Raw genomic sequence first — 23369 nt, 5'->3', positions numbered from 1 at the left:
GCGAACACATTCCCTGTGGCGAGGGAGCTTGCTCCCGCTGGGGTGCGAAGCGCCCCCGTCTATCCCTGAAAAGAAGGGGACTGCTACGCAGTCCAGCGGGAGCAAGCTCCCTCGCCACAGGTAGGAAGCTGAAACCAAAAAGGGCGATCCATGTGGATCGCCCTTTTTTTGCCCAACCGAATCTGCGTCAGCGAACGGCGAGAATCGGGCTGCCCAGCCGCTCCAGCAAGGTCGCCTGCGCGCTGCGCGGGTTCTGGTTGCCGGTCGGCGTGTTGCGGATGTAGCGACCGTCCGCCTGCAGGCTCCAGCTGTGGGTGTTGTCGGTCAGATAAAGCTCCAGCTCTTTCTTGACCCTCATGATCAGCTTCTTGCCCTCGACCGGGAAGCAAGTCTCTACGCGCTTGTCGAGGTTGCGCTCCATCCAGTCGGCGCTGGACAGGAACATCTGCTCTTCACCGCCATTGAGGAAGTAGAACACCCGGGTGTGCTCCAGGAAACGCCCGATGATCGAGCGCACATGGATGTTGTGCGACACCCCGGCGATACCCGGACGCAGGCAGCACATGCCGCGCACCACCAGATCGATACGCACCCCGGACTGACTGGCCTTGTACAGCGCGCGGATGATCTTCGGATCGGTCAGCGAGTTGAATTTGGCGATGATGTGCGCCGGTTTGCCATCGAGGGCGAACTGGGTTTCCCGGGCAATCATGTCGAGCATGCCCTTCTTCAACGTGAATGGCGCGTGCAGCAGCTTCTTCATGCGCAGGGTTTTCCCCATGCCGATAAGCTGGCTGAACAGTTTGCCGACGTCTTCGCACAAGGCGTCGTCCGAGGTCAGCAAGCTGTAGTCGGTGTACAGACGGGCGTTGGCCGCGTGGTAGTTGCCGGTACCCAAGTGGGCGTAACGCACGATCTCGCCGGCTTCGCGACGCAGAATCAGCATCATCTTGGCGTGGGTCTTGAAGCCCACCACGCCGTAAATCACCACCGCACCGGCCGCTTGCAGACGGCTGGCCAGTTGCAGGTTGGACTCTTCGTCGAAGCGCGCACGCAACTCGATTACCGCGGTGACTTCCTTGCCGTTACGCGCGGCATCCACCAGCGCATCGACAATTTCCGAGTTGGCGCCGGAGCGGTACAGAGTCTGGCGGACCGCCAATACATGCGGGTCCTTCGCGGCCTGGCGCAGCAGGTCGACCACGGGAGTGAAGGACTCGAACGGGTGCAGCAGCAGGATGTCCTGCTTGCTGATCACGCTGAAGATGTTCTCGCTGTTCTGCAGCAGTTTCGGGATCTGCGGGGTGAACGGCGTGTATTGCAGCGCTCGCTGACTGTCCAGGCCGGTGATGCTGAACAGGCGGGTCAGGTTGACCGGACCGTTGACCTGATACAGCTCGGTCTCGTGCAGGTTGAACTGCTTGAGCAAGTAGTCGGACAGGTGTTTCGGGCACGTGTCGGCCACTTCCAGGCGCACCGCGTCACCGTAGCGACGGGAGAACAGCTCGCCGCGCAGGGCGCGGGCCAGGTCTTCCACGTCTTCGGTATCGACCGCGAGGTCAGCGTTTCGGGTCAGGCGGAACTGGTAGCAGCCCTTGACCTTCATGCCCTGGAACAGGTCATCGGCGTGCGCGTGGATCATCGACGACAGGAACACATAGTTGTCGCCCGAGCCGCCCACTTCTTCCGGCAACTTGATCACGCGCGGCAGCAAGCGTGGCGCGGGGATGATCGCCAGACCGGAATCGCGACCGAAGGCGTCGATGCCTTCGAGCTCGACGATGAAGTTCAGGCTCTTGTTCACCAGCAACGGGAACGGGTGCGTCGGGTCGAGGCCGATCGGGGTGATGATCGGCGCAATCTCGTCGCGGAAATAGCGGCGCACCCAGGTCTTGATCTTGGTGGTCCAGTGACGCCGACGGATGAAGCGGACCTGATGTTTTTCCAGTTCCGGCAACAAAATGTCATTGAGGATCGCGTACTGACGGTCGACGTGACCGTGTACCAGCTCGCTGATGCGGGCCAGGGCCTGATGCGGTTGCAGACCATCAGCACCGGCCTGCTCACGGGCGAAGGTGATCTGCTTCTTCAGGCCAGCCACGCGAATCTCGAAGAACTCGTCCAGGTTGCTGGAGAAGATCAGCAGGAACTTCAGCCGCTCCAGCAACGGGTAGGACTCATCCAGCGCCTGTTCCAGCACGCGGATGTTGAACTGCAGTTGCGAGAGCTCGCGATGGATATACAGGCTGCTGTCATCCAGACCGGGAATGGCAATCGCTGGCGCCGCTGTTGCGGTTTCGGTCACCGCCGCGGGTGGAGCGGGTTCCAGCTCCGGCGGCGTCTCGGCGATTTGCTCGACCACGGGTTGAGCTTCTTTTACGGCAACTTCAGTGAGTCCTTCGGTATTCATGGAATGTTCCTGGGAGGGCTATTTCTGCTCTCGTAACAATTGAGCGGCGCGCACGGCAAAGTAAGTCAGGATGCCATCAGCCCCTGCACGTTTGAAAGCGGTCAGGGATTCGAGGATAACCCCTTCGCTCAACCAGCCATTCTGGATGGCCGCCATGTGCATGGCGTATTCACCGCTGACCTGATAAACAAAGGTCGGCACTTTAAATTCTTCTTTGACCCGGTAAAGGATGTCCAGATACGGCATGCCTGGCTTGACCATGACCATGTCCGCGCCTTCTGACAAGTCCGCCGCCACTTCGTGCAGGGCTTCGTTGCTGTTGGCCGGGTCCATCTGATAGGAGGCCTTGTTGGCCTTGCCCAGGTTCAGCGCCGAACCCACCGCGTCGCGGAACGGGCCGTAATAGGCGCTCGCGTACTTGGCAGAGTAAGCCATGATCCGCACGTTGACGTGATCGGCCAGCTCCAGCGCTTCGCGGATGGCCTGGATGCGACCGTCCATCATGTCCGACGGGGCCACCACCTGTGCGCCTGCCTCGGCGTGGGATAGCGCCTGCTTGACCAGGGCATCGACGGTAATGTCGTTCTGCACGTAGCCCTCTTCGTCGAGAATGCCGTCCTGGCCGTGGGTGGTGAACGGGTCCAGAGCGACGTCAGTGATCACACCCAGTTCCGGGAACTGCGCACGCAAGGCGCGGGTGGCGCGTTGGGCGATGCCGTTCGGGTTCCAGGCTTCGGCGGCGTCCAGGGACTTGAGCTCCGGGGGCGTTACCGGGAACAACGCCACTGCCGGAATCCCCAGTTCGACCCACTTGGCCGCTTCTTCGAGCAACAGATCGATGGTCAGACGCTCAACCCCCGGCATCGACGCGACTGCTTCGCGACGGTTTTCACCGTCCAGCACGAACACCGGCAGGATCAGATCGTCGACGGTCAGAACGTTTTCACGGACCAGTCGACGCGAAAAATCATCACGGCGATTGCGACGCAGGCGGGTTGCAGGAAACAAACGGTTGGCGGGGGTAAAGCTCACGGCAGACTCCTGAGCCCGCTGGCGTGCGAGCGTGACAGTTATAAGCGGCCATTATGACCGTGGTATTACAGTTATGTGCACCCCTGCGGCAGGTAGTCGCATTCCATTGTCCTTGTAGGAAATGTTCACGTCGAGACACATTTGGACACTTTCATGAATGTTCACGAAGGGTTAGGCTGCGCGTTCATTTCGCCAGCATCCAGACAATGCTCCAACAATTTCTTCAGGAATTCGGCTACTTCGCCCTCTTTCTCGGCACGTTCTTCGAAGGCGAAACCATCCTGGTGCTCGCAGGCTTCCTCGCGTTCCGCGGATACATGGACATCAAGATCGTCACGATCGTGGCGTTCTGTGGCAGTTATGCTGGCGATCAGCTGTGGTATTTCCTCGGGCGAAAACACGGTCGCAAATTGCTGGCGCGCAAACCACGCTGGCAACTGATGGGTGACCGGGCGCTGGAACATATCCGCAAACACCCGGACATCTGGGTGCTGAGTTTCCGCTTCGTCTATGGATTGCGCACGGTCATGCCGGTGGCGATCGGCCTGTCGGGATATCCGCCGGGGCGTTATCTGCTGCTCAACGGGATTGGTGCTGCGATCTGGGCGACCGCACTGGCCGCAGCGGCGTATCACTTCGGCGCGGTGCTTGAGGGCATGCTGGGCAGCGTCAAGAAGTACGAGCTGTGGGTGCTTGGTGCCCTGCTGGTACTGGGCCTGGGCTTGTGGCTGCGCCGGCGTTTCAAGAATGCCCGTCTGGCGAAGAAGATCTACGCCGACGAGCAAGCCGAGCTGGCCAAGGCAGCCGAGACTAAGACGCCAACCGAGTGAAGCGGTCCCTGCAACAGTAGAGACCGATGCCGCTGAGCAGGCTGTAGCTGAACAGGCCGATCCAGCCCACCGCGCTGGCCGGCCACAGCCCGACTACCGGCGCCAGCCACACCAGCGGCACATTCGATGCCAGGCGCAGCAGCTCCAGTTTCAACGCCTGCGGGCGATTCTCCAGGGCCATACCCAACGTAAACAAGCCGAACGCCACTGCGCCCCAGCCCAACACCAGCGCGGCAGTCGGCAAACGTGGCTCAAGGTTCATCAAATAGCTGCCCAGCGCGATGTAAACGCAGAACTGCAACGCCACATACACCTGCTGACGCCCGTCCAGCGGCACCTCGAATTTGCGGAACTGACTCAGGTCCGGTTTGTTCATCGGGTACTTGGCCGCCACATCCGCCGGCCGCCAGCCGGTGCGCATGAACCAGATCCGCAGCTTGTCCCATGTGCTTTCAGCCCGTCGCGCGTCATCCCAAAGCTGTGCGTAAAACTGCACGTTCGCCCACAACGGATTCCAGCTTGCCAACGGCGTGGTCACGCCGAAAATCACCGGCTCGTTGTCGTCCTCTTCCTGGAACGAGCCGAATAGACGGTCCCAAATAATGAACACCCCGCCGTAGTTGCGATCCATGTAGAGAGCGTTCTGTGCATGGTGAGCCCGATGATTGGACGGCGTGACAAAAAACCACTCGAACCAGCCGAGCTTGGGAATGTGTTTGGTATGCACCCAGAACTGATAGAGCAAGTTGAGCGCAGCAACGCTGATGAACACCAGCAACGGCACGCCGAGCACCGCCATCGGCAGGTAGAAAATCCAGCTCAGCAGAAAGCCGGTACTGGTCTGGCGCAGGGCCGTGGAGAGGTTGTAGTCCTCACTCTGGTGATGCACCGAGTGCGCGGCCCAGAGGATGTTGCGCTCATGGCCCATACGGTGCAGCCAGTAGTAGCAGAAGTCATAGAGGACAAAGGCAAACACCCAGACCCAAACGCTGTCGGCCGACAGTTCGAACAGCGCCAGGTGCTGGAGGGCAAACGCATAGGTCACCAGGCCGACGCCTTTGGTCAACAGGCCGGTAGTGGTCGACAACACCCCGGTGCTGATGCTGTTGATCGCGTCCGCCAGCCGATAATTGCTCAACCCGCGCCAGCGGTCCGCCAGCAGCTCGACGGCAATCAGCACAAAGAAAAACGGCACCGCATACAGAATGAAGTCCATTGACGCGCCCTGATCGGAATCTTGAGGACAGATGCTAGGTGTAGCCGCGAATTAACCCTATGGCAACGAGTGACAAATTAGTGGACATTTAACGCCATGAATCTGGAGAAAAACCCATGAGCAAAAAAATTGCAGTGATCCTTTCCGGCTGTGGCGTGTACGACGGCGCCGAGATCCACGAAAGCGTGATTACCTTGCTGCGCCTGGACCAGCGTGGCGCCGAGGTGCAGTGCTTTGCCCCCAATATCTCGCAATTGCATGTGATCAATCACCTGACCGGCGACGAAATGCCCGAGTCACGCAACGTGCTGGTGGAATCGGCGCGGATCGCCCGGGGCAACATCAAGGACATTCGTGAGGCCAGCGTCGAAGACTTCGACGCGCTGATCGTGCCGGGTGGGTTTGGCGCGGCCAAGAACCTGTCGAACTTCGCCATCGAAGGCGCCGGTTGCACCGTCCAACCGGACGTCCTGGCGTTGACCGAAGCGTTTGCCGAAGCGGGCAAACCGGTGGGGTTGATGTGCATTTCGCCGGCGCTGGCGGCGAAAATCTATGGGCCAGGCGTGACCTGCACCATTGGCAGCGACGCCGATACCGCCGCCGCCATGAACAAGATGGGCGCCACTCACCAGGATTGCGCAGTGAGCGACATCGTCGAAGACAAGGCGCGCAAACTCGTCTGCACCCCGGCTTATATGCTGGCCCAGAGCATCAGCGAAGCCGCCTCGGGGATCAACAAACTGGTCGACCGTGTCCTCGAACTGACCCACGAAAACGACGCTTAACGCGGTCAAATTGTGGGAGTGAGCCTGCTCGCGCCCACCTTTGATTTGAGTAAGGCTCAGGCTTTACGGGTCAGCCGAGTGAGTATCCGGTCAAGCGCATTGGCGAACGCCTGCTTCTCGCGCTCACCAAACGGCGCCGGCCCGCCACTCATCTGGCCTTGTTCACGCAGATCGGTGAACAGGTTACGCACTGCCAACCGATCGCCCATGTTCTGCGCATCGAATTCCTTCCCCCGCGGGTCCAGCGCTGAAACGCCGTTTTTCACCAGCCGATCGGCCAGCGGCACATCGCTGCAAATCACCAGTTCACCTGGCACCGCGTGTTCCACCAGATAGTCATCGGCGGCATCCGGGCCGCTGGGCACAACGATCAGCTTCACCAGAGCCAGGCCAGGTTTGATCTGTGGCTGCCCCGCCACCAGCACCACTTCGAACTGGCGCTTGAGGGCGAATTTCACCACCAGATCCTTCGCCGCCCGTGGGCAGGCGTCGGCATCGATCCATACGCGCATTGTGTTTCCCTCCGTTAAAAGCTTCGCGGGCAAGCCTCGCTCCTACAGGATTCGCGCGTTATTTGGGGCCGCGTACAACCTGTAGGAGCGAGGCTTGCCCGCGAATATGGGCGCAGCGAATGCTCTTAAGAAACCTGCACCCGCCGCTTCTCCGCCATCCAGCTACGGCCATACAGCACCACAATCGCAACGATCACCACGCACTGGGCACTCAGCGAATACGCATCCGCGTGGATCCCCAGCCAGTCGAAGTCAAAGAACGGCACCGGCCGGGTGCCGAAGATTCCGGCTTCCTGCAACGCCTTCACGCCATGCCCGGCGAACACCACCGACAGCGCGCACAGCAGACCGGCGTTGATGCTGAAGAACAACGACAGCGGCAGTTTCTGCGAGCCACGCAGGATCACCCAAGCCAGCCCGACCAGCAACACCAGCGCCGTTGCACCACCGGCCAACACTGCGTTATGCCCCGCAGGCCCCGCCTGCAGCCACAGGGTTTCGTAGAACAGAATCACCTCAAACAGCTCGCGATACACCGAGAAAAACGCCAGCGTCGCAAAGCCGAAGCGTCCGCCGCCGCCCACCAGGCTGCTCTTGATGTAATCCTGCCAGGCTGCCGCGTGACGACGGTCGTGCATCCACACGCCCAGCCAGAGCACCATGACGGCGGCAAACAACGCCGTCGCACCTTCCAGCAATTCACGCTGCGAACCGCTGACATCAATCACATAGGCCGCCAGTGCCCAGGTCGCCAGACCCGCCAACAACGCCAGGCCCCAACCGACGTTGACGCTGCGAACCGCCGATTGCTGGCCGGTATTGCGCAGGAACGCCAGGATCGCCGCCAGCACCAGAATCGCTTCGAGGCCTTCACGCAGCAAAATCAGCAAACCGGAGATGTAGCTCAGTGACCAGCTCAAGCCGTCGCTGCCCAGCAGCCCGGCGGACTCCTTCAACTTGGCCTTGGCCGCGTCCAGACGCTGCTGGGCCTGGGCCACCGGCAAACCGTCCTGCAACGATTGACGGTACGCCATCAGGGACTTTTCGGTGTCCTTGCGCACGTTGGCGTCGACGTTGTCCAGCGAGCTCTCGACCAGTTCGAAGCCTTCCAGATACGCCGCTACCGACAAGTCATAGGCTTGATCATGATCGCCGGCACGGTAGGCCGCGAGGCTCTTGTCCAGGGTGGCGGCGGTGTAGTCGAGCAACTGCGCCGGGCCGCGCTTGACCTGCGGCGGTTGCGCCCGCTGCGCACGGAACGTCGCGGCGGCTTGCGGGCCATCGGCGGCCTGCACTTCGGCTGGCATCTGACGAGCGAGGTCGGCGATGTTGTAGGTCTTTTCGGATGTGGCGGCGGCCGGATCGGCGCTGAAACCGGCGATGTAGGTTGCCAGGTCCCAACGCTGGCGATCGTCCAGTTGATCGGCGAAGGCCGGCATGTCCGTACCTTCGACGCCCAGGCCCACTGTGGTGTAGATCGCGTACAGACTCAGGTGATCCAGGCGCGCCGTGTCACGCAGATTGGCCGGCGGCGGCGTCAGACCGACACCGGCCGGGCCGTCGCCGGCCCCCGTATCGCCGTGGCAGACCGAGCAATGCTGGGCGTAAAGCGGTGCACCACGGGTCGGATCCGGGGTAATGATCGGCGCCTGGCTGACTTCATAGGCCACGGCCAGTTTCGCGCCGAGTTGCCGAGCCTGACGGGCCACGTCCGCGCCGTCCTGACGGGCAGCGATGGCGCTGCGCAGCGTGCTGACGCCCTGCTCCAGCCCGGCTTTTTCCGGCTTGGCCGGCATCGCCGCGATCAAGCCTTGCAGCACCTTGATGAATTCCAGCTGCTCGCGGTATTCGGACTCGTCGATGACCTTGCCCGCTTGCACCGTCTGCGGATAATCCGCGCCGATGTAATCGAGCAAATGCAGGGCTTGCGGCGCGCCTTCCACGGTGGAAGCCAGCAGATTGAAACTGCACAAGGCAAACAGCGGCAACACCAGCCAGGCCAGGAAACGGGACGGGGCAGTCATGAATGAATCTCAATTGGAAATACGAAGTAACACATTGTTCACTTCCAATGACTTTCACTCAAGCTTTGTTAGCAAGTACCGGCGTTTCTGCACGGGCTCCGGACATGAAAAAGGCGACCTCGGAGGTCGCCTTCTGTGTTCCTTGGTGCTTTAAACCGCAGCTTTACGCAATGTCGCCATAAACGCCGCCGCACCGATGAACAGCCCGGCAAAGGTCCGGTTCATGCGTTTTTGCTGCTTGGGCGTGCGCAACAGGCGCAGCACCTTCGACGCCAGCCCGGTGTACCCGGCCATGACGATCAGGTCGACGCAGACCATGGTCACACCAATGATCAGGTACTGAGCGAGCAGCGGTGCGTGAGGATCAATGAACTGCGGCAACACCGCCAGCATGAACACGAGGGCCTTGGGGTTGCTGATATTGACCAGGAAACCGCGGAACACCAGGGCCAGCGGCTTGCCGATCTGACGCACGGCCGCGTCGTCACTCATGTCGCTGGGCAGCGCGCGCCATTGCTTGACCGCGAGATAAACGAGGTAGGCCACACCGAACCATTTGATCGCATAGAAAGCGGTGGCTGATGCCGTGAGAATCGCGCCCACACCGGCGCCGACAATCGCGATCTGTACCGCCAGGCCCAATTGCAGGCCCAGGGCGTTCCAGTAACCGCGCCAGAAACCGTATTGCAGACCGCTGGACATCGACGCAATGGCGCCGGCACCGGGAGACAGACTGATCACCCAACAGGCGGCAAAAAACGCCAGCCATGTTTGAAGCTCCATTGCACACCTCGACTCAGACTTGTGACAGACGTCTAAGCTAATGCGGCTTTGGGCTGATGACTACCGATTTTTTGAAGGATAGAGCGACTGCCGACCAACGTTTTATGACTTTTTGCCCCATCGCGAGCCGGCTCACGCCCACAGTTGAAATACGTTCCCCTGTGGGAGGAGCCTGCTCGCGATAGCGGTGTGTCCGGCAACAGAAGGTTTACTTTTCGATCCCGCTCAACGGAAACACATCATTCCCGCGCCAGCGCCGAACCGAACGCTGGAAGAACAGGCTGTTGGGCACTTGCACCATGGCGCTGCCGGTACCCAGTTCTTCCGCTTCAATCAGTGTGGTGTAAAGCAGATTGATCGCCACCACCCGGCCTTTGACGCCGGGCTTGTCGGTGGTGTCCACCAACTCGACGACGTCACCGATGCGGAACGGGCCGACGGTGAAGATCAGGATCGCGCACAGCAGGTTGGACAGCACGCTCCACATGGCGAAGAACGCCACTGCCGCGACCGCAACAAACCCGGACAACGCGGTCCAGAGCACGGTGGCCGAGACTCCGAGGCGTTCGAGTACGAAAATCAGCGCACTGCCCATGATCAGCCAGCGCAAACCTCCGCGCAGCGGCATCAGCAGTTGCGGTGGAAACGGGTAGCGCTCGCCCAGGCGCGTCAGGCATTTAGCGACGAAGCGCTGGGCAAAGTAACCCGCCAACAGAATCAGCAGGATTTGCGCAGCGAACCAGATCGGCTCGCCCCACCCCGCCGGCAGCGGCAGCTTGAAGGCTTCCATCAAGACAGCGCCTCCAGCTCCGCCTGCATGCTTTCGAGCAGTTCCAGGGCTTCCATCCAGGCTTCTTCGAGTTCGGCTTCACGCACCTTCAACTTGGCCTGTTCAGCCAGCAGATCGCGCAAATCGTTCTTGCGCGCCGGTTCGTAAATGTCACTGTCGCCAAGGCTGGTATCGATCTTCGCCAGTTTCTCGTGCAGCTTGCCCAACTCGGTTTCGAGCTTGTCAGCCTCACGCTTGTGCGGTGCCAGTTGCTGACGCAACGCAGCAGCGGCCTGGCGCTGGGCCTTCTTGTCGGTCTTGTCCGGGTTGACCGGGGTGTTGCTGACCGGCGCATTGCGCTGACGGTAGTCGACCAGCCAGCGGGCGTAGTCTTCCAGATCGCCGTCGAACTCCTCGACCTTGCCGTCGGCCACCAGATAGAAATTATCGGTGGTGCTTTTGAGCAGATGACGATCGTGAGAGACCACCAGCACCGCGCCACTGAATTCCTGTAGGGCCATGGTCAGCGCCAGGCGCATTTCGAGGTCCAGGTGGTTGGTCGGTTCGTCGAGCAGCAACAGGTTCGGCCGATCCCAGGCAATCAATGCCAGGGCCAGACGGGCCTTTTCGCCACCGGAGAAATTCAGCACCGGCTCGTCGATACGCGCGCCACGGAAGTCGAAACCGCCGAGGAAGTCGCGCAGGGTCTGCTCGCGTTCGGTCGGCGCCAGACGCTGCAAGTGCAGCAACGGGCTGGCCTTGGAATCGAGGGAATCGAGCTGATGCTGGGCGAAGTAGCCGACGACGGTGTTCTCACCACGGGTCAGGCGCCCGGCCAACGGCGAGAGTTCACCGGCGAGGTTCTTGATCAGGGTCGACTTACCGGCACCGTTCGGGCCAAGCAAACCGATCCGCGCACCGGGGGTCAGTTGCAGCTTGACCTTCTCCAGCACGGCTTTGTCGCCATAACCCAGGCGAGCGTCCGACAGATCGATCAACGGGCTGGAGATTTTCTGCGATTCACGGAAGACGAAGTCGAACGGCGAATCGACGTGGGCGGCGGACAGCTCTTCCATCCGCTCCAGCGCCTTGATCCGGCTCTGGGCCTGACGGGCCTTGGTGGCCTGGGCCTTGAAGCGGGCGATGTAGCTTTCCATGTGCGCACGTTGCGCCTGCTGCTTCTCGTAGGCCTGCTGTTGCTGGGCCAGGCGTTCGGCACGGGCGCGTTCGAAGGCGCTATAACCACCGCGGTACAGAGTGATCTTGCGCTGGTCAACGTGGGCGACGTGATCGACCACGGCGTCGAGGAAGTCCCGGTCGTGGGAAATCAGCAGCAAGGTGCCCGGATAGCTTTTCAGCCAATCTTCGAGCCAGATGATGGCGTCGAGGTCCAAGTGGTTGGTCGGTTCGTCGAGCAGTAACAGGTCCGAGGGGCACATCAAAGCCTGCGCCAGGTTCAGACGCATCCTCCAGCCACCAGAGAAATCTCCTACCGGACGATCCATCTGCTCGTTGGTGAACCCAAGGCCGGCCAGCAGCTTGCGGGCACGAGCGTCGGCGGTGTACCCGTCGGCGCTGTCGAGTTCCGAGTGCAGGCGGGCCTGAGCCGCGCCGTCATGGGAGGCTTCAGCCGCGGCGAGGTCGCGTTGCACCTCACGCAGGCGCAGGTCACCATCGAGCACGTAGTCGACCGCCAGGCGTTCGAGGGTCTCGATTTCCTGGCGCATGTGGGCGATGCGCCAGTCGGCCGGCAGGAAGCAGTCACCCGAGTCCGGGTGCAGTTCGCCCCGGATCAAGGCGAACAGGCTCGATTTGCCGGCGCCGTTGGCACCGATGAGGCCGGCTTTGTGGCCGGCGTGCAGGGTCAGCTCAGCGTCTTCTAGCAGACGTTGAGGGCCACGCTGTAAAGTCAGGTTCTGAAGTCGAATCATAATGGCGGCGGAGTCTACCAGCTTCGCTCGCAACTGGCGCGAGTAGCACTATGTCCTCTGACCTGTGGAGCTTTTCCCTTACCACCTACGCGCGTCCCGGCATTGAAGACGCGTGCCTGACGTTGCAGTCGGCGGGTGTGAACGTGTGCTTGCTGCTATGCGGGTTGTGGCTGGGAGAACGGGGCGTCACCTGTAACGAACAACGCTTGCAGTTGCTTCGCGATATAGCCGGACCTTGGGACGCAGATGTCGTGCAACCGTTGCGCGCCTTGCGAATGCAATGGAAAGCCGCCGCCAGCGAGGATGCCGGACTGGATGATCTGCGCGAACAAGTGAAAGCACTGGAGATGGAAGCCGAACGGCATCTGCTGTTGCGACTGGAACGTGTGGCGCAGAGTTGGCCGCAGTATGAGGTGACCGATTCAACGGCCTGGCTGGAAGGTGTGGCGGCAGGCGCCGCCCACCTGAACCGCGACGCGCTGCATCAGCTGCGCGTCGCGGCAACCGGCACTTAAGAAGCGCTGGCTGGGGTGGTGCTGGTGCTCGACGGTGCGGCTGGCGTTGGCGCAGTCGATGGGGTCGAGGGGGTGGCTGCTGCTGCCGCTGGCGAAGCCGATGCAGCTGGAGTCGCTGGTTTGGTAACTGGCGCAGTAGCTGGCTTGGCAGCAGCGGCAGGCTTTTTCACGGCCGGTTTGGCGGCAGGTTTTGCAGCTGGCTTCGCGGCAGCTGGCTTCGCGGCAGCTGGCTTCGCGGCAGCAGGTTTTGCTGCAGCTGGTTTGGCTGCTGGTTTCGCTGCAGCAGCTGGCTTGGCGGCGGCAGCGGGTTTCGCGGCGGCAGCTTTGGCAGCGGGTTTAGCAGCGGGTTTGGCCGCAGCTTTTGCAGCCGGTTTTGCGGCAACGGTTTTAGCCGCGGCAGGTTTTGCGGCTGGCTTGGCGGTAGCAGTTCTTGCAGCGGCAGGTTTTACAGCAGGCTTCGCAGCAGCCGATTTTGCAGCTGGTTTTGCCGCTGCGGTTTTCGCCACAGCCGGTTTCGCAGCAGCGGTTCTTGCAGCAGGTTTAGCGATGGCCGTTTTGGCAGCAGCTGGCTTGGCGGCCGTTTTGGCAGTCGTCGATTTAGCCGCTGGTTTTGCAGCGCTGGCAGCAACCGGTTTTTTCGCCGCAGGTTTTGCTGCGGCTTTCACCGGCGCTTTGGCGACAGGTTTGGCCGGTGCTTTGGCAGCCGCCGGTTTGGCAGCGGCTTTCTTGGCAGGTGCCGCAGCAGGCTTGGCCGAACGCAGGGACAACGCCTTGCCGACAGCCTCTTGTACACGACCGATACCCTGGGCCAGTTTCAGGCTTTCTTGAGCATCGCGCTTGAGTTGCAGAATGTAGCTGCGCGTTTCGGATTGACGATCCTTGAGGGCATCGAGCAAGTCCTCAAGTTCTTTCACCGCACCCTTCGCTTTGGTTTGTGCCTTGGCTTTACCGGCAGTTGCGGCGTCCTGCAACTTGGTACGGGATTTGTGCAATTTCTCCTGCGCTTTTCCGCGCTGCTTTTCCAGTTTGGCGAGCAGTTTTTCAGCATCAGCCAAGGCTTGGGAACAAGCGTTTTCCAAATGATCGAGCAGGCTGCCCGAGAGTTGTTGGAGTAAGTGCAACGGGGTATTTACAGGCTTCTTGGTGGCCGACATGGTTTACCTCCTGGCTGACGTGGGTGCGGCTCATACTAGACCTCTGATGACACCGCCGCTAGGGCATGTTGACAGTATCGAAAGCGCTGCGTTGCAACAGATTGAAATTCTTCTGCGCGGGTGCAAAACCAGTTCACCTTTGAGCGCACTCACACTGGCATAATCCACCGCATCTCAGATCGGAGTGTGCCCATGTCGCGCTACTTTTTTTTATCGTTGTGTGTGTGTTTTTCCGTGGCCCAGGCCGCCGAAAAAACCACCCCGAACGAGGCCCACGATCTTGCTTACAGCCTAGGTGCGAGCCTGGGTGAACGCTTGCGCCAAGAGGTGCCGGATCTGCAACTCCAGGCATTGCTCGACGGTCTGCAACAAGCCTATCAAGGCAAGCCACTGGCATTGAAAGACGAGCAGATCGAACAGATTCTGGCCGAGCACGAAGCCCAGGTCGCCGAGCAACCCGCCCTGCCACAAAGTGAAGTCGCGCTGGAAAAAGAGCAGCGCTTTCTCACCGAGGAAAAAGCCAAACCGGGTGTTCGTGAATTGGCGGATGGCATTTTGCTGACCGAGTTGGCACCGGGCACGGGGGCCAAGGCAGGCCCTGATGGCAAGGTCGAAGTTTTATATGTCGGACGCCTTCCCGACGGCACCGTGTTCGATCAGAACAGCAAGCCGCAGTGGTTCAGTCTGGATAGCGTAATCAGTGGCTGGCGCAGCGCATTGCAAAACATGCCGGTCGGTGCGAAATGGCGCCTGGTGATTCCGTCGTCGCAAGCCTATGGCGCGGACGGTGCCGGCGACCTGATCGCTCCGTTTACGCCGCTGGTGTTCGAAGTCGAATTGCGCGGTGCCACAAGCTGAAAACCGAGAACGAAAAACGGCGCGCATAGCGCACCGTTTTTTAGTCTTGCAGGAGAGGTTCAGGCCTGAACCGAGTCCTCTTCCTTGTGAGCAGTGTGCAGCACTTCGATCAGGCAATCTTCCAGTTCGAAGCGTTCGTGCAACAGCCCGCCCAGCTCCTTGAATTTCTCTGCCACGCACTTGCCTGCATCACACAGGTCGTTGAACGCCAGCAGCTTCTCGGTGATGACGTCGATGCGCGGGTAAATCGTCTCGGCCAGCTCCAGCCCGCGAGTATCGCCAAAAGCCTTGGCTTCGCCGGTCAGCTGTTCGTAGATTTCGAAGTGCCCGGCAGACACGTAGTCGACCAGCACGCCGCAGAATTCCTGCAACGGCTTTCGGTTTTCGCCCAAAGCCTCTGGCTTGGCACCGAGAGCATCGTAGGCTCGAACCAGTTCGTGACGCTCCTGCAACCAGCGATCGATCAGCAGATGCACTCCACCCCAACGTTCCTGAGCATTCTGACAACTTTCGAGCATGGTGATCTCTCTTCCCTTGTGGGTCATGCTGCCCTACACCTGTCGCAGTCTTGATAATCAAGAATCGGCCAGGCAGAGCGCCATCGAGCAACATAATTCCAATGACACGTGCGGGCCAGATTATGCCCGCGCGACAATGGCTTCAAGGTACGCAGGAGATAAAGTTCATACAAGTGTTTAATCACCCGCCAGCCCCCGGTGCGACGACACGCCGCTGAGCGGTCGCTTGCAGGCAAGCCAGACAACGCGCAGCAGCAGATAAACACTCAGAATTGTCACCGCCATGAAGAGCAGCAGACTCCACTCCGGGATGCTCAGGTCGAACAGCGTCCAGGAGATTTCTGCGCAATCTTCGTCCCCTTTGAACATCCGCGTCACTTTGCACAGCCAGGGCACGTTCTCGTATAAGGCCTGCGGATTGGTAGAGCAGGTCGATAGCTGATGCGCCGGATCGCTTTGCAACAAGACTTGCCGCCACGCCGCGACCATACCGGCGAGACTGCATGACAAACCGAGCAGCCAATAAAGAAAAGTCCCGAAGCGGCCGGGGCCATGCACCGAAGCTGTCAGGCAGACACCGGTGAACAACGCCAGGCAGACTCGCTGCAAAAGGCATAACCCGCAAGGCTTGAGGCCGATTGCGTATTCCAGGTAATAGGAAACGCCCAAGGCCAAGGCACCTGCAATAAAAGCCATGAAAAACAAGGAGCGTGAGCAGGCCAAAAACATGGCTTATCCGTAACAGTAGAGACAGGCGGTTACGGTAGAGGAAAGCGCGCCAGCCTTTCAAGGCAGGCCGGCACGGACACTTCACCAGAAGTGTAGGGAATTCCCGACAGCGTCGGGAGGACTTGATGAAGTCCCGTGTAGGACAAAGCCGATCAGGGATTACAAAGCTAAACATTCAGCGAAATTCGAGCGGCCGGATCGCGCCCAGGAACGACTCCCGCCCCTGGCGCAGCCTGCATCCGGCTGCTGAGCAGTCGTCATACATTTAAACGCGATTGGCCTGATGAAACCGTGGTGCTCGCTTTACAACAGCTTCGCAGCCGGACGCAGGCTGCGCCAGCTGCTACAGAAGGAATACGTCAGGCGTAAACGGGCGCTGGGAGTGGTGCCGCCAGCAGGCGCTCATCCAGCAGGCCCAGACCTTCCTGAAACAGCTGATTGCTGCGCTCTGTGTCGCCGAGCTGAGCGAGCAACCGCGCCAGTTCCGCACAGGCTTCCGGGTTGCGCTGGACCCGCAAACTGCTTTCCAGATAGTCCCGCGCCTTGCCCCACAGACTGCTTTGCAGGCACAGGCGGCCGAGTGTCAGCAGAAGGCTTGGGTCGGCCGGATGATCCTTGAGCCAACCCTCGGCCGTTTGCAGTTGACGAGCCGGATCGCTACCACGCACCAGACCGTAGAGACGCGCCAGATGACTGTCGTACTTGCGCTTCAGCGCTGTGCGCAGAACCTCCTCCGCTTCGACCTGTGCTCCCAGTTGCCGCAGTTGCTCGGCATAGGCCAGCACCAACTGAGGCTCCTGGCGCTGAGCCGAGGTGAGTTGCTGCCAGGCGCGATTGAGCGATTGCAAACCCACCGTGCCGTCCGCTTCCTGATGCGCCGCCAGGGAAAGGTTTTCACCCCACGCCCGTCGCTCCAGATCGGCCAGCTCGGCGGGAGGCAAGACTTTATCCTTGCGCAGCTCCGGCAGCAGGCGAATCACCGCCGACCAGTCGCCGCGCTGCTGATGCAGACGCTGCAACTGGCGCAAGGTCTGGACGTTATGAGGATGACGCTCGTGCATGGCTTGCAGGGTCACCAGGGCGCCTTCGGTGTCGCCACGGTCGTTCTGCAACTGGGCGTGACTCAAGGCAATCGCCAACTCCGCCTGGGGCTGGCGTACGAGGGCGCGCTCCAGCAAGTTGTCGCATTCCTCGTAGTGACCTTGTTCATTGGCGGCGCGTGCGGCGCCAAGGTAGTAGAGCAGCGGCTGGCGCTCGGCTTCGGCGGCGCGATGCAAATGACGCTGCGCACTGGCCCAGCGACCTTCCGCCAGGTCCAGCTGACCGTGTTCGATCGCCACTTGCACCCGACGGCTGCGATTGCGCCGCGACCACGGATTGACCACGCCGCTGGACGTCATCACCAGCTCAACCAACGCCTTGATGCCCCAGAACACCAGCCAGAGCACCGCGACCAACGCCAGGGTGGCCCACAGACTCGCTTCATAACGGAAGGTCTTGTAGGCAATCAGCACGTAACCGGAATGCTCGGCGATCGCCAGGCCCAGTGCAGCGGCTGCGGCGATGACCAGAAACACGATCACATAGAGGCGTTTCATGGCGTGGCCTCCTGCGCAGTGTTCGCGGCCGGTTTTGCCATCGGTTTGATCGAATCTTCGGCGTTGACGTTACGCCGCTCCAGATACCCCTGAACCGCACTCAATGTCCCGGTCAGGTCCGGCGTGACCACAGTGACCGGCTGCTTGCTCAACTCGCCCACCTGCTCAAGCATGACTTTGCTTTGAGGGTTGTCCGGGTTGAAGTTGCCCGTCAATACGTCACGCGCCTCAGCCAGCGCCTGGGTGTAGACCGCTGCCTGGCCATTGAGCGCGGCCCATTGCGCCTGCTCCAGCGCCAGGCTCAGCGCCAGACGCACCTGACTCAGGCTCTGCCCTGCCAGCAATGGGCGAACATTTTTGTCAGCATTGAAGTCGATGCGGATGTAGCGCGAAATCTGATCCCACCACTGCGCCCAACGACTGGCTCCGTCGCCATCGGCCGTCAGGCCCAACAGCGATTCGCCACGATCCTTGTACTCGGGGGCCAGCTCGGTGAGGTTGATGACCTGATCGCGCAGTGCGCCCAATCGCAGGAACAACCCGGTGCGATCCGGCTGTTCTGTGCTGCGCAGCGCCACCAGGGTTTTGGCCACTTGCTCGCGAGCTGCGAAGGCACCGGGATCGTTCTGTTCACGCAGAATTTCATCGGCACCCTGCACCAGGGCCTGGGCGCTGCTGATGTCCTGCAGCGCAGAAAGGCGCAGGCTGGCCAGACGCAACAAGTGCTCGGCTTCGGCCAGACGCCAATCCTTGCGACTCGCACCGAGGACCGTCTCCAGACGCTGATTCAAGCGTTGCTGATCGCCTTGCAACTGCGCCACCAAACGGCTGCGAGCGTCCAGTTCTTCGGCTGCAGGCATTTGTTCAAGGCGCGCGCTCAAGCGCTGTTCATTGAGTTTCAGGCTCTGCGCCTGATCGCTCAACGCCTGGACCTGGCTCAACTGCTGCTGAGTGTTGGCTTGCAGGTGACGCACCTGCCAGACACCCCAACCGCCCACGGCAACACCGGCGGCGCCCAACAGCAGCGCGACGATTGCCAGCCCATTGCCCCGGCGCTGCACTGTGGCAGGTGGTGGAGTTTCAACCGGCGCTTCAAGCACCGGCAGCACGTCATCTTTAGGCAAGGCTGTTTCGCTCACGTATCCATCCTTTGCATTAGAGAACGGGTTCGGGATGCTCCCGTAACGCCGTCAGCAAAGCCGTGGCACTGGCGCCACGACAATCCACAACTGTTTGGGCCCCGGCGGCACGTGCCAGCTCGGCGACCCTGGGGCTTGGAACAAACAACGGCAACTGCGCCATTTCAGTCCAGGCATTGCCTGCCAATTGGCGCAGGTGCTCAAAACCCTGTCCACTGCTGACCACCAGCCCGTTCAAGCGTTCCGCTTCGATCCGGTCAGGCAGCACCGTCGACGGGTAGTGAGGCAGTCCACGACGGTATAACTCCAGATACTCGACACTAGCACCAAGCTCGCGCAAACGCTCAGCCAGCAACTCGCGCCCGCCCTCCCCGCGCAAGATCAGCACCCGCGGATAGGGTCGGGCAATCGCCTCGCGCAACGAGGGCAACTCAAGCAAGGCTTCGCTGTCATCGCCCTCGGCGGGGAAACTCACGTCCAGCCCGTTATCCGTCAGGATCTGCGCCGTCGCCGCGCCCACGCTGAACCAGCGTGGGGACGGTGGCTGTGGCCAATACTGATTGAGCAGGTCAACGCCCATTCTCGCGGCCGGTTTACTGACCACGATCACCGCACAGTAACGATCCAGTCCCTGAATCACCTCGCGCATTGTGTCAGAGACAGCAATCGGCTCAATCTCCAGAAGCGGCAAACTGCTGCTGAAAATCCCCGCTTGCGACAAAACGCTGGCCAGCGCCGCCGACTCATCTGCGGGGCGCGTCAGCAGCAGGCGCCAGCCCGTCACTCGTGACCTGCCTCGCCATAGACCGCTTTCAGAATGTCGGCGGCGCCCTGGCTCAGCAAGTCTTCAGCGACTTGCACACCCAAGGCTTCTGCATCGGCCCTTGGCGCACGAGCCTCGGCGTTGAGCAGCAGGCCGCCGCTCGGATCGCCCACCAGACCGCGCAACCAGATCTGCTCGCCTTCAAGCACGGCGTAGCAGGCGATTGGCACTTGGCAGCCACCATTCAGATGTTTGTTGAGGGAACGTTCCGCGGTCACGCGGGTGGCGGTGTCCTGGTGATGCAACGGCGCCAGCAGGGCGTGAATTACGCTGTCGGCGCTACGGCATTCGATGCCGACCGCGCCTTGGCCACCGGCCGGCAAGCTGTCGTCGACACTGATTGCCGAGGTGATGCGATCTTCGAAGCCGAGACGAATCAGGCCGGCAGCCGCGAGGATGATGGCGTCGTATTCGCCGGCATCAAGCTTGGCCAGGCGCGTGTTGACGTTGCCCCGCAGGAAGCGGATTTCAAGGTCCGGGCGGCGAGTCAGCAGCTGAGCCTGACGGCGCAGGCTGGAGGTGCCGACGATGCTGCCTTGCGGCAACTCATCCAGGCTGGCGTAGGTATTGGAAACGAACGCATCGCGCGGGTCTTCACGCTCGCAGATGCAGAACAGACCGAGGCCTTCGGGGAAATCCATCGGCACGTCTTTCATCGAGTGCACGGCGATGTCGGCTTCGTTTTCCAACAACGCGGTTTCGAGTTCCTTGACGAACAGGCCCTTGCCACCGATTTTCGACAGGGGCGAGTCGAGCAGCTTGTCGCCACGACTGACCATGGGCACCAGCGTCACAAGCAAGCCCGGATGAGCCTGTTCCAGACGTGTCTTGACGTATTCGGCTTGCCACAGGGCAAGAGCACTTTTGCGGGTGGCGATGCGGATTTCGCGAGAGGACATGGATCAATCCGTACTGAATAGATACGGCGGATAATAACAGCTCAGCCAAATCCACTTTGACTTGTATCAGAAACTACGTGGCCTCCCTGGCCCCGGACGTCCAACAAACGGGTGTGAAGTTCGCTTCTGATCAACGAATCAAAGCTGTTGCATCATTTTTCGCACGCCGGCCACGTGGCGACGGCTGACGATCAGGGCATCGCCATTGAGGCCTTTGAGGAACAGCTGAAAATGCCCCAGCGGCGTGCGCTGCAAGCGTTCGATGCGTTCGCGGGCGACCAGAGCGTTGCGGTGAATGCGCACGAAACGGTCGCCGAATTCATCTTCCAGGGCCTTGAGCGGTTCATCCAGCAGCACTTCGCCGCCTTCATGGCGCAAGGTCACGTATTTGTGGTCGGCAATGAAGTAGACCACCTGACCCAACGGGATCAGCTCAATGCCTTTACGTGTTCGGGCACTGATGTGGCTGCGGGGGCCGCTGCCGCTTTCGGCGGCTGGACGGGTCAGGGCGGCGAGCTGGACGCGATTGGGCCGCTCGGCTTTTTTCAATGCATCATGTAAATGTTCGGTTCGCACAGGCTTCACCAGATAGCCCACGGCGCTGGCCTGCAGGGCTTCCACGGCAAATTCATCGGGCCCGGTGCAAAACACCACGGCGGGCGGGGTTTCGCGTTCGCACAACCGGGCAGCCACTTGCAGGCCATCAAGGCCTGGCATGCCGATATCGAGCAACACGATATCCGGCTTGTGACTGTCGATCAGCGCTAACGCCTCTTCGCCGTTCGTGGCGCTGGGCTCCAGGACAGTGTATCCCTCGAGTTCGCCAACCATTCGGCTCAGGCGCTCGCGGGCTAGGGGTTCGTCATCAACGATCAGGACATTCATATTGCGCTGGATTCCTGCGTGAGTCTCGCACAAGGATAGCGTAGACAGGTGAAGTGACGTCCGTCACCGCGATCCACGCTAAGACTAGCGCGAGGGCCAAAAAGTGCCGCGAGACCGGCGGCTAAATTTTTATCTGCCAATTGATTGGAGGCTCTGGCCCGCATAAGCGAGGTATCGCCGTAGGGTTTGCCGATACACAATATGAACACCCCCTCTTCTTATAGTCAGCCGCAGCGCCGAGAAGTGCGCTGTTCCTATTGTCCAACTGTAGACGGTTGCAGGGACGATATTGCTCAATCGGAAAATATCGTTGCGCAATTTCCCACAAGGCATGTCCCGAGTATGGACCCCGCCTTGTGAAAAAAACCTGTCGACCAGCGTCAGCGACAGGATTGGCAACCCTGTTATTATCCGCGGCAGCTTCCACCGTCATTTTTTCTTCAGCCGACACGAGCGAATTCATGAGCACTGACAAGACCAATCAGTCCTGGGGCGGCCGCTTCAGTGAACCCGTCGACGCCTTCGTCGCCCGCTTCACCGCCTCCGTCACTTTCGACCAGCGCCTGTATCGCCACGACATCATGGGCTCGATCGCCCACGCCACCATGCTGGCCAAGGTCGGCGTGCTGACAGACGCCGAGCGCGACAGCATCACCGATGGCCTGAAGACCATCCAGGGTGAAATCGAGGCCGGTCAGTTCGACTGGCGCATCGACCTCGAAGACGTGCACATGAACATCGAGGCGCGCCTGACCGACCGCATCGGCGTCACGGGTAAAAAACTGCACACCGGGCGCAGCCGCAACGACCAGGTCGCCACCGACATTCGCCTGTGGCTGCGCGACGAGATCGACCTGATCCTCAGCGAAATCACCCGCCTGCAAAAAGGCTTGCTGGAGCAGGCCGAGCGCGAAGCCGGCAGCATCATGCCGGGCTTCACCCACCTGCAAACCGCGCAGCCGGTGACTTTCGGGCACCACATGCTGGCCTGGTTCGAAATGCTCAGCCGCGACTATGAGCGCCTGGTCGACTGCCGCAAGCGCACCAACCGCATGCCGCTGGGCAGCGCCGCGCTGGCCGGCACCACTTACCCGATCGACCGCGAGTTCACGGCTCAGTTGCTGGGCTTCGATGCCGTGGGCGGCAACTCGCTGGACAACGTGTCTGATCGCGACTTCGCCATCGAGTTCTGCTCGGCCGCGAGCATCGCGATGATGCACTTGTCGCGGTTCTCCGAAGAGCTGGTGCTGTGGACCAGCGCCCAGTTCCAATTCATCGATCTGCCGGACCGTTTCTGCACCGGCAGCTCGATCATGCCGCAAAAGAAAAACCCGGACGTTCCAGAGCTGGTGCGTGGCAAGACCGGCCGTGTCTTCGGCGCGCTGATGGGCCTGCTGACCTTGATGAAGGGCCAGCCACTGGCCTACAACAAAGACAATCAGGAAGACAAGGAACCGCTGTTCGACGCGGCCGATACGCTGCGCGATTCGCTGCGAGCTTTTGCCGACATGATCCCGGCGATCAAGCCCAAGCACGCGATGATGCGCGAAGCGGCGCTGCGTGGTTTCTCCACCGCGACTGACCTGGCTGACTACCTGGTACGCCGCGGCCTGCCGTTCCGTGATTGCCACGAAATCGTTGGCCATGCCGTGAAGTACGGCGTGGAAAGCGGCAAGGACCTCGCGGAAATGAGCCTGGAGGAGCTGCGCAAGTTCAGCGACCAGATCGATCAGGACGTATTCGCCGTGCTGACCCTGGAAGGCTCGGTGAACGCCCGCGACCATATCGGCGGGACTGCGCCGGCGCAGGTGAAGAAGGCCGTGGCGCGCGGTCAGGCATTGCTCGCCAGCCGCTAAAAGCTTCGCGGGCAAGCCTCGCTCCTACGGGATCTGTGTCGTTCGCGAAATTGCGGGGCGACACAGATCCCGTAGGAGCGAGGCTTGCCCGCGAAGACTGACT

21 protein-coding genes are annotated in these 23369 nt (G+C 60.9%); 5 read left to right on the top strand and 16 right to left on the bottom strand.

Annotation, left to right across the window (positions count from 1 at the left end):
• Positions 1-187 precede the first annotated feature (187 nt).
• Positions 188-2410 (bottom strand): polyphosphate kinase 1, encoded by a 2223-nt coding sequence (ppk1, locus tag AB4N91_RS28105; protein WP_010465040.1) that lies wholly within the window; start codon positions 2408-2410, stop codon positions 188-190.
• Positions 2411-2428: 18 nt separating this feature from the next.
• Complete coding sequence (hemB, locus tag AB4N91_RS28100) at positions 2429-3442, bottom strand: porphobilinogen synthase (protein ID WP_010465043.1); 1014 nt, start codon at positions 3440-3442, stop codon at positions 2429-2431.
• Between the two features lie 206 nt (positions 3443-3648).
• Here hemB and AB4N91_RS28095 point away from each other — a divergent pair, with 206 nt between their 5' ends.
• On the top strand, positions 3649-4272 hold the full coding sequence (locus AB4N91_RS28095; RefSeq protein WP_077747159.1) for a DedA family protein: 624 nt from the start codon (positions 3649-3651) through the stop codon (positions 4270-4272).
• Here the strand turns inward: AB4N91_RS28095 and AB4N91_RS28090 are convergent.
• Entirely contained in the window at positions 4253-5488 is a 1236-nt protein-coding gene (locus AB4N91_RS28090) for a sterol desaturase family protein (RefSeq protein WP_102595300.1), read from the bottom strand. The two genes, AB4N91_RS28095 and AB4N91_RS28090, sit on opposite strands and share 20 nt — an antisense overlap.
• 116 nt (positions 5489-5604) lie before the next feature.
• Here AB4N91_RS28090 and elbB point away from each other — a divergent pair, with 116 nt between their 5' ends.
• The gene (gene elbB / locus AB4N91_RS28085) at positions 5605-6273 is read left to right on the top strand and encodes an isoprenoid biosynthesis glyoxalase ElbB (protein ID WP_083375489.1); all 669 of its coding nucleotides are present in this window, start codon (positions 5605-5607) and stop codon (positions 6271-6273) included.
• A 56-nt stretch (positions 6274-6329) separates the two neighbouring features.
• Here the strand turns inward: elbB and AB4N91_RS28080 are convergent, their stop codons facing one another.
• The 5 genes from AB4N91_RS28080 to AB4N91_RS28060 all read right to left on the bottom strand — a co-directional run bounded on the left by AB4N91_RS28080 (position 6330) and on the right by AB4N91_RS28060 (position 12292).
• A complete protein-coding gene (locus AB4N91_RS28080; protein WP_010465051.1) occupies positions 6330-6785 on the bottom strand; it encodes a YaiI/YqxD family protein in 456 nt (151 codons plus the stop codon).
• A gap of 125 nt (positions 6786-6910) precedes the next feature.
• Positions 6911-8809 carry an FTR1 family protein gene (locus AB4N91_RS28075; RefSeq protein WP_460111957.1) on the bottom strand — a complete coding sequence of 633 codons (1899 nt, stop codon included), beginning with the start codon at positions 8807-8809 and terminating at the stop codon, positions 6911-6913.
• A gap of 150 nt (positions 8810-8959) precedes the next feature.
• On the bottom strand, positions 8960-9592 hold the full coding sequence (gene rhtB, locus AB4N91_RS28070) for a homoserine/homoserine lactone efflux protein (RefSeq protein WP_010465055.1): 633 nt from the start codon (positions 9590-9592) through the stop codon (positions 8960-8962).
• 208 nt (positions 9593-9800) lie between these two features.
• On the bottom strand, positions 9801-10382 hold the full coding sequence (locus AB4N91_RS28065; RefSeq protein ID WP_154913178.1) for a mechanosensitive ion channel family protein: 582 nt from the start codon (positions 10380-10382) through the stop codon (positions 9801-9803).
• On the bottom strand, positions 10382-12292 hold the full coding sequence (locus AB4N91_RS28060; protein WP_102595298.1) for an ATP-binding cassette domain-containing protein: 1911 nt from the start codon (positions 12290-12292) through the stop codon (positions 10382-10384). Before AB4N91_RS28060 ends, AB4N91_RS28065 begins: the two co-directional genes overlap by 1 nt.
• A gap of 50 nt (positions 12293-12342) precedes the next feature.
• Between AB4N91_RS28060 and AB4N91_RS28055 the strand changes: the two genes are divergently transcribed.
• Complete coding sequence (locus AB4N91_RS28055; protein ID WP_083375486.1) at positions 12343-12807, top strand: TIGR02444 family protein; 465 nt, start codon at positions 12343-12345, stop codon at positions 12805-12807.
• Here the strand turns inward: AB4N91_RS28055 and AB4N91_RS28050 are convergent.
• On the bottom strand, positions 12804-13961 hold the full coding sequence (locus AB4N91_RS28050) for an AlgP family protein (RefSeq protein ID WP_460111956.1): 1158 nt from the start codon (positions 13959-13961) through the stop codon (positions 12804-12806). The two genes, AB4N91_RS28055 and AB4N91_RS28050, sit on opposite strands and share 4 nt — an antisense overlap.
• Positions 13962-14153: 192 nt before the next feature.
• Between AB4N91_RS28050 and AB4N91_RS28045 the strand changes: the two genes are divergently transcribed.
• Positions 14154-14819, top strand: a complete 666-nt coding sequence (locus AB4N91_RS28045; protein ID WP_010465064.1) for an FKBP-type peptidyl-prolyl cis-trans isomerase — start codon at positions 14154-14156, stop codon at positions 14817-14819.
• A 59-nt stretch (positions 14820-14878) separates the two neighbouring features.
• Here AB4N91_RS28045 and AB4N91_RS28040 read toward each other — a convergent pair whose 3' ends face one another.
• From AB4N91_RS28040 to AB4N91_RS28010, 7 genes are all read right to left on the bottom strand, one after another.
• Positions 14879-15337: an Rsd/AlgQ family anti-sigma factor gene (locus tag AB4N91_RS28040; protein WP_007899333.1), complete on the bottom strand. Its 459-nt coding sequence runs from the start codon at positions 15335-15337 to the stop codon at positions 14879-14881.
• Positions 15338-15514: 177 nt separating this feature from the next.
• Entirely contained in the window at positions 15515-16066 is a 552-nt protein-coding gene (locus tag AB4N91_RS28035; RefSeq protein ID WP_077747152.1) for a disulfide bond formation protein B, read from the bottom strand.
• Positions 16067-16425: 359 nt separating this feature from the next.
• A complete protein-coding gene (locus AB4N91_RS28030) occupies positions 16426-17664 on the bottom strand; it encodes a heme biosynthesis HemY N-terminal domain-containing protein (protein WP_460111955.1) in 1239 nt (412 codons plus the stop codon).
• Positions 17661-18803 carry a uroporphyrinogen-III C-methyltransferase gene (locus AB4N91_RS28025; protein ID WP_010465071.1) on the bottom strand — a complete coding sequence of 381 codons (1143 nt, stop codon included), beginning with the start codon at positions 18801-18803 and terminating at the stop codon, positions 17661-17663. Before AB4N91_RS28025 ends, AB4N91_RS28030 begins: the two co-directional genes overlap by 4 nt.
• Before the next feature lie 16 nt (positions 18804-18819).
• A complete protein-coding gene (locus AB4N91_RS28020) occupies positions 18820-19587 on the bottom strand; it encodes a uroporphyrinogen-III synthase (protein ID WP_102595296.1) in 768 nt (255 codons plus the stop codon).
• A complete protein-coding gene (gene hemC, locus AB4N91_RS28015; protein ID WP_010465075.1) occupies positions 19584-20525 on the bottom strand; it encodes a hydroxymethylbilane synthase in 942 nt (313 codons plus the stop codon). Before hemC ends, AB4N91_RS28020 begins: the two co-directional genes overlap by 4 nt.
• Positions 20526-20663: 138 nt before the next feature.
• Positions 20664-21410, bottom strand: coding sequence for a LytR/AlgR family response regulator transcription factor (locus tag AB4N91_RS28010; protein WP_010465077.1), 747 nt, complete (start codon positions 21408-21410; stop codon positions 20664-20666).
• 461 nt (positions 21411-21871) lie between these two features.
• Here AB4N91_RS28010 and argH point away from each other — a divergent pair, with 461 nt between their 5' ends.
• Positions 21872-23266, top strand: coding sequence for an argininosuccinate lyase (gene argH, locus AB4N91_RS28005; RefSeq protein ID WP_010465079.1), 1395 nt, complete (start codon positions 21872-21874; stop codon positions 23264-23266).
• The last annotated feature ends 103 nt before the right edge of the window (positions 23267-23369 follow it).

This window comes from Pseudomonas sp. H3_D04 (genome assembly GCF_054669175.1).
The sequence above is the reverse complement of the archived record's forward strand: the minus strand, read 5'-3'. Positions and strand labels throughout refer to the sequence as shown.